Below are 12,165 nucleotides of genomic sequence, written 5' to 3' on the forward strand. Positions count from 1 at the left end.
ACCGCAGTAGCGTTCCGTCCATGAGACTCGGAGTCCTCGACGTCGGTTCGAACACGGTTCACCTGCTGGCGGTGGACGCCCACCCAGGCGCCCGCCCGCTGCCCGCGCACTCGCACAAGGCGGAGCTGCGCCTCGCCGAGCTGCTCGACGATGGCGGCGCCATCGGAGAGGAGGGCATCGAGCGGCTGGTGCACACCATCGCCGACGCGCTGCAGGCCGCCGAGGACAAGGGCTGTGAGGAGGTCCTTTCCTTCGCCACCTCCGCCGTGCGCGAGGCGACCAACGCGGACATGCTCCTGTCCCGGGTGAAGGCGGAGACGGGGGTCGAGCTGACGGTGCTCACCGGCGAGGAGGAGGCCCGGCTGACGTTCCTCGCCGCCCGCCGCTGGTTCGGCTGGTCGGCCGGGAAGCTCCTCGTCCTGGACATCGGCGGCGGCTCCCTGGAGATCGCGTTCGGCATAGACGAGGAGCCCGACGCCGCCGTGTCCCTGCCGCTGGGAGCGGGCCGGCTGACCGCCGGGCTGCTGCCCGGCGACCCGCCGGACCCGCAGGACGTGAAGGCGCTGCGCCGCCATGTGCGCGCCGAGATCGCCCGTGTCGTCGGCGAGTTCAGCCGCTTCGGCCCGCCGGACCACATCGTCGCCACCTCCAAGACCTTCAAGCAGCTCGCCCGGATCGCCGGCGCGGCACGCTCCGCGGAGGGTCTGTACATCCAGCGCGTGCTGAGTCGTTCGTCACTCGTCGGCTGGGTGCCCAAGCTCGCCGCCATGACCGTGGAACAGCGTGCGGGACTGCCCGGCGTCTCCCCGGGCCGTGCCCCTCAGCTCTTGGCCGGGGCCCTGGTCGCGGAGGGTGCGATGGACCTCTTCGGTGCCGAGGAGCTGGAGATCTGCCCCTGGGCGCTGCGCGAGGGCGTCATCCTGCGGCGCCTCGACCATCTCCCGACCCCCTAGGAGGTGCCTTTAGGCTGTCTGTCGTGGCTGAACCAGTGGTGCGCATCCCGGATGCGAAGGTTGTCCTGTCGACGGCTTCCGTCTATCCGGAGTCGACGGCGACGGCCTTCGAGATCGCCGCGCGCCTCGGCTACGACGGCGTCGAGATCATGGTCTGGACGGATCCCGTCAGCCAGGACATCGAGGCGCTGCGCAGGCTCTCCGACTACCACCAGGTCCCCATCCACGCCGTCCACGCGCCCTGCCTGCTGATCACCCAGCGCGTCTGGTCCACCGACCCGTGGGTCAAGCTCCAGCGGGCGCAGGCGGCCGCGGAGAAGCTGGGGGCCTCGACGGTGGTCGTGCACCCGCCGTTCCGGTGGCAGCGGCAGTACGCACGCGACTTCGTCAACGGCATCTGGCGCATGGCGGACGAGACCGACGTCCGGTTCGCCGTGGAGAACATGTACCCCTGGCGTTACCGGGACCGCGAGATGCTCGCGTACGCCCCCGACTGGGACGTCACCAAGGACGACTACCGGCACTTCACCCTCGACCTGTCGCACACGGCGACCTCACGCACCGACACCATGGCGATGGTGGACCGGATGGGCGACCGGCTCGTCCATGTGCACCTGGCCGACGGCAAGGGGTCCGCGAAGGACGAGCACCTGGTGCCGGGCCGCGGCGGCCAGCCCTGCGCCGAGCTGCTGGAGCGCCTGGCCGGGAACGGCTTCGACGGCCATGTCGTCATCGAGGTCAACACCCGGCGTGCCATGTCCGCCGCCGAACGTGAGGCCGACCTCGCCGAGGCACTGGCCTTCACCCGGCTGCATCTGGCGTCCTCGGCCTCGTCCCGGGTGCACGACGGGACCGGTACGAGGCGATGACCGGCGCGGCACCCCGGCGGCGCGGCCGGCCCGCCCGCGAGGCGGCCGCGGAAGGGCCGGGCGCGCGGGAGCGGATCCTCACGGCGGCGCGCGCGGAGTTCGCCGAGCGCGGTTACGACAAGACGACGATGCGCGGGATCGCGCGGGCGGCCGGGGTCGACGCGGCGCTCGTGCACCACTACTTCGGCACCAAGGACGACGTGTTCGCCGCCGCGGTCGAGGTCTCGCTCGAGCCGGCGATGGTCATCCCGCAGATCCTCGGCCAGGGCCCGGAAGGCATCGGGGAGCGGCTGGCCCGCTACTTCATCGGCATCTGGGAGAACCCGGCCTCACGGGCCCCGCTGCTGGCCGTCATCCGCTCCGCCCTCACGCACGAGGCGGCGGCCAAGGTGCTGCGCGGTGTCGTCCTGCGGCGGCTGCTGGAGCGGGTGGCGGGGGAGCTGGACGTACCGGACGCGCGGTTCCGTGCGGAGCTCGCCGCGTCCCACATGATCGGGATCGCGATGATGCGCTACGTGCTCCAGGTGGAGCCGCTGGCGTCGGCCGATCCCGGGCAGATCGTGCGGATGGTGGCGCCCACCCTCCAGCGTTATCTGACCGACCCGAACGCCGGGGCATCGGCCGGCCCCCCGGGCCCGGCGGCGCCGCCGGCCGAGGAGTGAACGGGCCCATGCCCCTTGGGCCTGTCGCGCCACCGTTCCCCGCCGCGCCACCGTTCCCTGTCGCGCCGCCGGGCTTGTGCCGTCCGCCTGGGACTGGGCGGCTCCACTCCCCCTGGGCCCCTGCCGCGCAACCGGCCCTGTGATGCCGACCAAGGACTGAGCCGAACGTCCCGCATTCCGGACAAGCTGTCCAGATCTTGGAGCCGCGGCGTACGCTCGGAGCAGGTACACCCATCACGACGAGGAGCGAGCGACGATGCCCGAGCTGAGGTCCCGCACTGTCACCCACGGCCGCAACATGGCGGGCGCCCGCGCCCTTATGCGGGCGTCGGGCGTAGCGAGCGAGGACATCGGCAAGCCGATCGTCGGCGTCGCCAACTCCTTCACCGAGTTCGTGCCCGGCCACACCCACCTCGCACCGGTCGGCCGGATCGTCTCCGAAGCCATCAAGGCCGCGGGCGCGGTGCCCCGCGAGTTCAACACGATCGCCGTCGACGACGGCATCGCCATGGGCCACGGCGGCATGCTCTACTCGCTGCCCTCACGCGACCTGATCGCCGACTCCGTCGAGTACATGGTCGAGGCGCACTGCGCGGACGCGCTGATCTGCATCTCCAACTGCGACAAGATCACCCCGGGCATGCTGATGGCCGCCCTGCGCCTCAACATTCCGACCGTCTTCGTCTCCGGCGGCCCGATGGAGTCCGGCCGGGCGACGCTCGTCGACGGCACCGTCCGCACGCTCGATCTGGTCGACGCGATCTCGGACGCGGTCAACGACAAGATCTCGGACGAGGACATCCTCCGCATCGAGGAGAACGCCTGCCCGACCTGCGGCTCCTGTTCGGGCATGTTCACCGCCAACTCGATGAACTGCCTGACCGAGGCCATCGGCCTCTCCCTGCCGGGCAACGGCTCCGTCCTCGCCACCCACACCGCCCGCAAGGCGCTCTACGAGAACGCCGCCGCGACGGTCGTCGACATCACCAAGCGGTACTACGAGCAGGGCGACGAGTCCGTCCTGCCGCGCAACATCGCCACGTTCGCTGCCTTCGAGAACGCCATGGCCCTCGACATCGCCATGGGCGGCTCGACGAACACGATCCTGCACCTGCTGGCCGCAGCCCAGGAGGCGGGCGTCGAGTTCGGCCTCAACGAGATCGACGCCGTCTCGCGCCGGGTGCCCTGCCTGGCGAAGGTCGCGCCGAACGTCGCCAAGAACCGCACGTACTACATGGAGGACGTCCACCGCGCCGGCGGTATCCCCGCGCTGCTGGGCGAGCTGCACCGCGCCGGACTGCTGAACGAGGACGTGCACTCCGTGCACAGCCCGTCGCTCGCGGACTGGCTCAAGAACTGGGACGTGCGCGGCGGTTCACCGTCCGCCGAGTCCGTTGAGCTGTGGCACGCGGCGCCGGGCTGCGTCCGCTCAGCCACCGCGTTCTCGCAGTCCGAGCGCTGGGACGCGCTGGACGACGACGCCCAGAACGGCTGCATCCGCTCCGCGGAGCACGCGTACTCCAAGGACGGCGGACTCGCGGTCCTGCGCGGCAACCTCGCCGTCGACGGCTGCGTGGTGAAGACCGCCGGTGTCGACGAGTCCATCTGGACCTTCGAGGGCCCGGCCGTCGTCTGCGAATCCCAGGACGAGGCCGTCGACAAGATCCTCCGCAAGGAGATCACCCACGGCGATGTCGTGGTCATCCGCTACGAGGGCCCCAAGGGCGGCCCCGGCATGCAGGAGATGCTCTACCCGACGTCCTTCCTCAAGGGCCGCGGCCTGGGCAAGACCTGCGCCCTGATCACCGACGGCCGCTTCTCCGGTGGCACGTCCGGCCTCTCGATCGGCCACGCCTCGCCGGAGGCGGCCTCGGGCGGCACGATCGCGCTCGTCGAGGACGGCGATCGCATCCGTATCGACATCCCCGGCCGCTCGATCGAGCTGCTCGTCGACGACGCGACGCTCGCCGCCCGCCGCGAGGCGCTGAACGGCGTCTACGCCCCGAAGGCGCGCGAGCGCAAGGTCTCGGCGGCGCTGCGGGCCTACGCGGCGATGGCGACGAGCGCGGACAAGGGCGCGGTGCGGGACGTCTCCCGGCTGGGTTGACGCCCCCGCGAACACACCGCCGGACCCGGCGCGCTCACCAGCGCGCCGGGTCCTTCGCGTCGACGGCGAAGACGGAGCCGTCGGGAGCGGTGGCGAAGGCCTTGCCGGGGGCAACGACGGGAGCGGGCAGGGTGGCCGCGAATCCCAGCTTGCCGCCGCGCAGCCGGGGCCGGGTCTGGCCGAGCACCCGTCCCTCCGCCGTGTCGACAGCGAAGAGCCGGCCGTCGGCCGACGAGAAGTAGAGCCGGTCGCGGCCGGCGAGGACAGGGGCGGACGTGCGTCCCGCCCCGGTCTCCAGCCGCCACAGCTCGGCGTCGGCCGCGCCCGTGCCCGGGCGCGTGTCGACGGCCAGCAGCGTGCCGCCGCGCGAGAGCAGGTGGACGGTGTCGCCCCGGACGGCCGCCTTGGGCTCGGACAGGGGGAACGGCAGCCGCACTCGGTGTGCGGACCCCCGCCGCGGGTCGTACCGCACCACGGCGTCCGTCTGCGTGTTCGCGTCGGTCGACGTCAGGAACAGGGTGCTGCCGACGGTCGCCGCGGGGGTGAGGTTCCCCGCCAGCCTGCGCTGCCACGCCACCTCCCCGCTGCGCGGACGCACCGCCGTGACGAGGGTGGTCCGTCCGTCCGCGGAGCCCTCGAAGAGATGCAGCAGACCCGTCTCCTCGTTGTAGGGGCCGAAGTCCGGGCGGCTGTGCCCCGGCACGGCACGGTGCCAGCGCTGATTGCCCGTTGCCGCGTCGAGGGCCTTCACCGGTCCGGCCGGCGGGACGAGGAGGACGGTGTCGCCGGCCTGTCCGAATCCGGTCTGATACGCGGAGACGTCCGCGCGCCAGCCGGGTGCGCCGTCGGCCGTCCCGTACGTCCGGATCTGCGCCGCCCGTGTCGTGGTCCAGGCCGTGTGCACCAGGCCGCCGGGGACGGCCGGGCCCGAGCCGGGGTCCGCAGCGGCCATCCCCTCGGGCACCGCGGCCTGCCACACCAGCCGGCCGCTGTCGGGATCGATCCTGGCCGTTCCCGCGCCCTGCGCCGTGCAGTACAGCGCGCCGCCCGCGTACGCGCAGGCGGGGAGGGAGCCTTCGGTGGTGCGCAGCGTCGTCCGCCACGGTGCGAACGCCCCGTTCTCCGCCGCCCGGGCGGTGGTGCCGGACCTCTCCGGGGTGTCCCTCCCTTCGAGGGCGAGGGCGAGGGCGCCCCCGCCGAGGAGGACGAACAGCGCGGCGCCGGCCGCGACGAGCCGCCTGCGCCTCGCCGTGGTGCGGGTCCGCGTCCGCGTCGCATACGGACGGCTGCTGACGTGCGTGGTGGTGTCCGGCCCGCTCGCCGCCGAGGGGTCGCCGCCCGCTGCGCGGCGCTGCGCGGGTATGAACGCCGTCGCCTCGTACGACGGGGGACGCAACTCCGTCATGATCTCGTCGGGTGTAGGCCGCTCCAGGGGGTCCTTGGCGAGACAGCGGCCGACGAGCGGGGCGAGTTCGAGGGGGACGCCCGTCAGATCCGGCTCGTCGTGGACCACCTGATAGGCCACGATGTACGGACTGCCGGAGTCGAAGGGCCCGCGTCCCGTCGCGGCGTGCACCAGCACCGACCCCAGCGCGAACACGTCGGCGGCCGGGCCCACTTCGCGAGGCCGCTGGAACTGCTCCGGCGCCATGAAGGGCGGCGAACCGATCAGCTTGCCCGTCTCCGTCCGCAGATCGCTGTCGAAGGGCCGCGAGATGCCGAAGTCGATGACCTTCGGCCCGGAATCGGTGAGCAGCACATTGCTGGGCTTGAGGTCCCGGTGGACGACACCGGCACGGTGGATGTCGCGCAGCGCCTCGGCGAGCCCTGCCGTCAGCCTGCGCAACTCGGCGGGAGCCAGGGGACCGTTCCGTTTCACCTGGTCCGCGAGCGTGGGACCGGGGACGTAGAGGGTGGCCATCCATGGGCGGTCGTCATCCGGGTCGGCGTCCACGACGGAGGCGGTGAAAGCACCGCTCACCCGTCGCGCGGCGGCGACCTCCTGCCGGAACCGCGCCCTGAACTCGGGGTCCGCCGCGTACTGCTGGTGGACGACCTTGACCGCGAGCCGCAGTCCCGATGCCGACCTGGCGAGGTGTACGACCCCCATGCCGCCGACGCCCAGGCATGCCTCAAGCCGGTACTGCCCGGCATACAGCGGAAGTTCCGCTTCTGGGCCGGTTCCGCTCTCCCGCAGCGGCGGCATCGCCCACCCCCGTGTGTTCGTCCGCAAGCGCGACGCACGGAGCCTAGTCGATGGCTCGTTTGATTCGGTCAGGGCTTGCTAGCCTGCGCGTCGCAGTGACATGAAGAGCAACGGGGGAGTGGCACATGTCTGTTGAAGAGGCCAGTGAGAGCGTCGTCCGCGTCGAAGCCGCGACGGACGTCGTCAGATACCCGGTCGCGCCCGGCTACCGGCTCAACGTACGGTCCGGCCCCGGCACGATGTACCGGCTGATCCGGACCCTGCCGTACAACGTGAAGGTCCCGGTCTACTGCCAGAAGCCCGGCGAGTGGATCTCCGGCCCCTACGGCACCACCAACCTCTGGGACAACATCGCCGACGGCGAGTTCGTCTCGGACGCGTACGTCAAGACCGGCAGCGACGGATACGTGGCCCCGCGCTGCTCCTGACCGCTGGCCCTGTGGCGGCGATACCCGCCGGCCACGGGGACAGTCGCCCGGTCTCGGGGACAGTCGCCCGGTCTCGGGAACAGTCGCCCGGTCTCGGGGACACTCGCCCCGTCGCGGGGCCACTAGCCCGGCCACGGGGATAATCGACCCGTGAGCGAGCACACCGAGAGCACCGGCGACACCACCGGCACGACGACCGGCACCGGCCCGCGGCCCGAGCCCATCCGTTACTTCGGCACCACCTGGGTCGAACACGACGGGGGCTACGGGCTGCGCCGGGCGGGCGTCGGCCTCGGCGCGCTGGTCACCGCCTTCGCCGCCGCGCTCGTGCTGCGCTTCGCCTACCAGGGCCTGGCCATCGCCGAGGTCGGGGGCTTCGTGAACACCCTCGTCGTCGTGATGTTCGCCGTCTGCAGCGCCATCGCCTTCCGCAAGACCTGGGAGGGCTTCGGCCGCCGCCCCTCCGGCTCCGCCGCCGAGGACTCACTGCGCAGCCTGAAGACGATCGGTTTCATCGGCTCCCTCATCGCCTACTCCCTGCGCTGCGCCATGGAGGCCCCCGGCGAGAGGCTGCGCCGCGCAGAGTATGAAACGGCGCTCCAGCAGTACGCGAAGCGCCGCGGCACCCGCTCCGGGAACCCCGCGGCCCGCGGCCGCAAGAACGGCCGTTCCGGGCGCGGCTAGCCTTCCGCGCCGGCTCTCCCACTCCGTTCCGTGCGTGCCACGGCGCGCACGCTCGTCCGTGCCGCCGCCCTTCCTCCAGTGAGCCCGCGCGGCGAGCCGTCCGCAGCGAGCCCACGCAGTGCCACAGAGCCCGTGTCCTTGACGCCCCAGCACCCCCAGGCGCATTATTCATCACATGGTGAATTCCTCTGGCGTCGCCGTCCTGGCCCGCGGCCTCACCGTCGTACGAGGAGAGCGCACCGTCCTCCACGGTGTCGATTTCACCGTCCTGCCCGGCCGCATCACCGGCCTCCTCGGCCCGTCCGGCTGCGGCAAGTCGACCCTGATGCGCGCCGTCGTCGGCACCCAGGCCAAGGTCACCGGCACCCTGGAGGTCCTCGGCCGACCGGCCGGCGACGCCGAGCTCCGCTCCCGCATCGGCTACGTCACCCAGGCCCCCTCCGTCTACGACGACCTCACCGTCCGCCAGAACCTCGACTACTTCGCCGCCGTCCTGCTCCCCGGCCGTGCCCACCGCGACGCCCGCGAGGAATGCGTCGCCCGCGCCGTCGCCGACGTCGACCTCAGCTCGCACGCCGATGCCCTCGCCGGACGCCTCTCCGGCGGCCAGCGCAGCCGCGTCTCCCTCGCCGTCGCCCTGCTCGGCACCCCCGAGGTCCTCGTGCTCGACGAACCCACCGTCGGCCTGGACCCCGTCCTGCGCCGCGACCTGTGGGCCCTCTTCCACCGCCTCGCCGACGAACGCGGCGCGACGATCCTCGTGTCCTCCCACGTCATGGACGAGGCCGAGCGCTGCGACCGGCTCATCCTCATGCGCGACGGCGAGATCCTTGCCGAGGACGCCCCGGACGACCTGCGCACCCGCACCCGCTCCGCAACCGTCGAAGAGGCCTTCCTCCACCTGGTCGACGAGGCCGACGCCCTTCAGGAGAACGCCCGATGAACTCTGCCCGCACCCTCGCCACCGCGGCCCGAGTCCTGCGCCAGCTCCGCCACGACCCGCGCTCCATCGCCCTGATGCTGCTCGTGCCGTGCGTGATGCTGCTCCTGCTGCGCTACGTCTTCGACGCCGACCCGCGCACCTTCGACTCCATCGGCGCCTCCCTGCTCGGCATCTTCCCGCTGATCACGATGTTCCTGGTCTCCTCCATCGCCACCCTGCGCGAGCGCACCTCGGGCACCCTGGAACGTCTGCTGGCCATGCCCCTCGGCAAGGGCGACCTGATCGCCGGATACGCGATCGCCTTCGGCCTCGTCGCCTTCGTCCAGTCCGTCCTCGCCACCGGACTCGCCCTGTGGGTCCTCGGCCTCGACGTCGTCGGCTCGCCCTGGCTGCTGCTTCTCGTCGCACTCCTCGACGCGCTGCTCGGCACCGCTCTCGGCCTGTTCGTCTCGGCGTTCGCCGCCTCCGAGTTCCAGGCGGTCCAGTTCATGCCGGCCGTGATCTTCCCCCAGCTGCTGCTGTGCGGCCTGTTCACCGCACGGGACCGGATGCAGCCCGTCCTGGAGGCCGTGTCGAACGTGCTGCCCATGTCGTACGCCGTCGACGCCATGACCGAGGTGCAGCACCACGCCGACACCACCGCCGACTTCGTCCGCGACGTCGTGGTCGTGGCAGCCTGCGCCGTACTCGTCGTCGCACTCGGTGCGGCCACCCTGCGCCGCCGCACCGCCTGACTGGCGCCGGCCGCGCCGGGACATGCCCGGGGTGCCCGCCCCTCGGACTCCTCCGGCACCCCGACGCCCCCGGTGCAAGGATGTGAGCGCACGCATCCCGACCGGCGAGGTGAAAGAGCCATGACCCAGACAGTCGCAGTCCTCGGCACGGGCAAGATCGGCGAAGCCCTGCTCAGCGGCATGATCCGCGCGGGCTGGCACCCCGCCGACCTGCTGGTCACCACCCGCCGCCCCGAGCGCGCCGAGGAGCTCCGCACCCGCTACGGGGTCGAGCCGGTCTCCAACGCCGAGGCGGCCAAGCGCGCCGACACCCTCATCCTCGCCGTCAAGCCCCAGGACATGGGCAAGCTCCTCGACGAACTGGCCCCCCACATCACCGCCGACCGGCTCGTCATCAGCGCCGCGGCAGGCATCACCTCCGCCTTCATCGAGGAGCGCCTGGCCGCGGGGACCCCCGTCGTCCGCGTCATGCCCAACACGCCCGTCCTCGTCGACGAAGGCATGTCCGTGATCTCGGCCGGCAGCCACGCCACCACGGAGCACGTCGTCCACGCCGAGGAGATCTTCGGCGGCGTCGGCAAGACGCTGCGCGTGCCCGAGTCCCAGCAGGACGCGGCCACCGCGCTCTCCGGCTCGGGCCCGGCGTACTTCTACTTCCTCGTCGAGGCGATGACCGACGCCGGCATTCTGCTCGGCCTCCCCCGCGCCCAGGCCCACGACCTGATCGTCCAGGCCGCCATCGGCGCCGCCGTGATGCTCCGCGACAGCGGTGAGCACCCCGTGAAGCTCCGCGAGGCCGTCACCTCTCCGGCAGGCACCACGATCAGCGCCATCCGTGAACTGGAGAACCACGGCGTACGGGCGGCCCTCATCGCCGCCCTCGAAGCCGCCCGCGACCGCAGCCGCGAGCTCGCCTCCGGCAACGGCTGAGCAGCCGGTCGCCGTCGAGATCCCGGCCCGCCGCCGTCGACCGGCGGCGGGCCGGTGTGCGCGTCACGCGGGCAGCAGCCCGATCGCGGAAAAGGCGGCGTCGACCGTGGGCCGCGCCATCCCTCTGGCCCGCTCCGCACCCTTGCGCAGCACCTCGTCGATGTACGACGGATCGGCGGCGAGCCGGGCGTGCCGCTCCCGGACCGGCCTCAGCACCTCCACCACCGCGTCGGCCACCTCCTTCTTCAGCGCCCCGTACGAGGAGTACGAGCCGGCCAGCTCCATCGGGTCGCCATCGGCACAGGCCGCCAGGATCTCCAGCAGATTGGTGACCCCGGGCCGCGCCGCCCGGTCGTAGGCGACATCGCGCCCGCTGTCCGTGACCGCGCGCAGCACTTTCTTGCGCACCACGTCCGCGTCGTCGAGCAGATAGACGATCCCGGCCCCCGCCTCATGGGACTTGCCCATCTTCGACGTGGGGTCCTGCAGATCCATGACCCGCGCCGCCACCGGGGGATGCGTCGCCCGGGGCACGGTGAAGGTGTGCCCGTACCGCTGGTTGAACCGCACGGCCAGATCCCGGGTGAGTTCCACGTGCTGGGCCTGGTCGTCGCCGACCGGCACTTCGTCCGTCCCGTAGGCGAGGATGTCCGCCGCCATCAGCACCGGGTACGTGAGCAGGGACAGCCGCACGCTCTCTCCGGAGCCCCGGGCCTGCGCGCTCTTCTCCTTGTACTGGATCATGCGTCGCAGCTCGCCGTCGGTGGCCGTGCACTCGAGGATGTACGACAGCCGCGCATGCTCGTCGACATGGCTCTGTACGAACAGCGTGCACCGCTCGGGGTCCAGGCCCGCGGCCAGCAACAGCGTCGCCGCCTGGCGGCTGAGTCTGCGCACTCGCGCCGGATCGTGCTCCACTGTCAGCGCGTGCAGGTCGACGACGCTGAACAGCGCGTCCGACCGGTGCTGATCGATCTCGACCCACCGTCGCATGGCCCCGAGGTAGTTGCCGAGGGTCAGGTGCCCCGTCGGCTTGATGCCGCTGAAGATCCGCTTCATTCCGTACTCCACTCCGTGTCCGGGCCGAAGCCGCCGCTGTCTTGCGGCCGGAACCCCGGAGCGGGGATACGCGAACGGCCGCCGAAGCGGCGGCCGTGGAAGAGCATGCGCAGGTGCCGGCCGCCGTCAGGCGGCCCACCACAGGGTGAGGCACATGCGCGTAGTCACGCAGCCACAGTACGCTTGCGGCCCCTGGGTTGACATCGGATTCCCCCATCCGTAGTGTTCTCCGAGTTGTCCGACGTGAGCACCGGCCCCGGCTGGTCCCCGGACACCATTCCGCAAGACCCACTCGAGCGAGCGACAGACTTTCTGCTGCCCGTCTTTTGCGTGCGTTTTCGCGAATGAGGAATCCTCGTTCGATCTTCGAACGAGCGTGACCCCGATTAGCGTCGGGGTCCGCGACTCCGCTAAAGTCTCACCACGTCGGAACGGCCCAACGGCCGGGAAGGCAACTCCCGCTGACCGGGAATCAGGCCCGAAAGGATCTGATAGAGTCGGAGCCGCTGGAAAGGGAAGCGCGAAAGCGAAGAACTGGAAAGCACCGAGGAAATCGGGTCGGAAAGATCTGATAGAGTCGGAAACGCAAG

Annotated in this window: 12 protein-coding genes; 9 read left to right on the top strand and 3 right to left on the bottom strand. The window is 71.6% G+C overall.

The window, feature by feature from the left end; genetic code table 11:
* Positions 1–20: 20 nt before the first annotated feature.
* From ACH5AF_RS30255 to ilvD, 4 genes are all read left to right on the top strand, one after another.
* Positions 21–953, top strand: coding sequence for a Ppx/GppA family phosphatase (locus ACH5AF_RS30255; RefSeq protein WP_398906025.1), 933 nt, complete (start codon positions 21–23; stop codon positions 951–953).
* Between the two features lie 23 nt (positions 954–976).
* Entirely contained in the window at positions 977–1,822 is an 846-nt protein-coding gene (locus ACH5AF_RS30260; protein WP_398906027.1) for a sugar phosphate isomerase/epimerase family protein, read from the top strand.
* On the top strand, positions 1,819–2,484 hold the full coding sequence (locus ACH5AF_RS30265) for a TetR family transcriptional regulator (protein WP_398906029.1): 666 nt from the start codon (positions 1,819–1,821) through the stop codon (positions 2,482–2,484). Before ACH5AF_RS30260 ends, ACH5AF_RS30265 begins: the two co-directional genes overlap by 4 nt.
* A 256-nt stretch (positions 2,485–2,740) precedes the next feature.
* Entirely contained in the window at positions 2,741–4,591 is a 1,851-nt protein-coding gene (gene ilvD / locus ACH5AF_RS30270; protein ID WP_398906031.1) for a dihydroxy-acid dehydratase, read from the top strand.
* Positions 4,592–4,625: 34 nt separating this feature from the next.
* Here ilvD and ACH5AF_RS30275 read toward each other — a convergent pair whose 3' ends face one another.
* Positions 4,626–6,797, bottom strand: a complete 2,172-nt coding sequence (locus tag ACH5AF_RS30275) for a PQQ-binding-like beta-propeller repeat protein (RefSeq protein WP_398906059.1) — start codon at positions 6,795–6,797, stop codon at positions 4,626–4,628.
* Between the two features lie 125 nt (positions 6,798–6,922).
* Between ACH5AF_RS30275 and ACH5AF_RS30280 the strand changes: the two genes are divergently transcribed.
* The 5 genes from ACH5AF_RS30280 to proC all read left to right on the top strand — a co-directional run bounded on the left by ACH5AF_RS30280 (position 6,923) and on the right by proC (position 10,516).
* A complete protein-coding gene (locus ACH5AF_RS30280) occupies positions 6,923–7,225 on the top strand; it encodes an SH3 domain-containing protein (protein WP_398906033.1) in 303 nt (100 codons plus the stop codon).
* Between the two features lie 150 nt (positions 7,226–7,375).
* On the top strand, positions 7,376–7,909 hold the full coding sequence (locus ACH5AF_RS30285) for a hypothetical protein (protein ID WP_398906035.1): 534 nt from the start codon (positions 7,376–7,378) through the stop codon (positions 7,907–7,909).
* A 175-nt stretch (positions 7,910–8,084) separates the two neighbouring features.
* Positions 8,085–8,852 (top strand): ABC transporter ATP-binding protein, encoded by a 768-nt coding sequence (locus ACH5AF_RS30290; RefSeq protein ID WP_398906037.1) that lies wholly within the window; start codon positions 8,085–8,087, stop codon positions 8,850–8,852.
* The gene (locus tag ACH5AF_RS30295) at positions 8,849–9,586 is read left to right on the top strand and encodes an ABC transporter permease (protein WP_398906039.1); all 738 of its coding nucleotides are present in this window, start codon (positions 8,849–8,851) and stop codon (positions 9,584–9,586) included. The genes ACH5AF_RS30290 and ACH5AF_RS30295 overlap by 4 nt, the downstream gene beginning before the upstream one ends.
* Before the next feature lie 120 nt (positions 9,587–9,706).
* Positions 9,707–10,516, top strand: coding sequence for a pyrroline-5-carboxylate reductase (proC, locus tag ACH5AF_RS30300; RefSeq protein WP_398906041.1), 810 nt, complete (start codon positions 9,707–9,709; stop codon positions 10,514–10,516).
* 63 nt (positions 10,517–10,579) lie between these two features.
* Here the strand turns inward: proC and trpS are convergent, their stop codons facing one another.
* Positions 10,580–11,575: a tryptophan--tRNA ligase gene (gene trpS, locus ACH5AF_RS30305; RefSeq protein ID WP_398906043.1), complete on the bottom strand. Its 996-nt coding sequence runs from the start codon at positions 11,573–11,575 to the stop codon at positions 10,580–10,582.
* Between the two features lie 410 nt (positions 11,576–11,985).
* Positions 11,986–12,165 (bottom strand): hypothetical protein (locus ACH5AF_RS30310; protein WP_398906045.1); only part of this gene is annotated, 180 nt, incomplete at its 5' end.

Source organism: Streptomyces sp. NPDC018833 (genome assembly GCF_044390825.1).
Classification (GTDB): domain Bacteria; phylum Actinomycetota; class Actinomycetes; order Streptomycetales; family Streptomycetaceae; genus Streptomyces.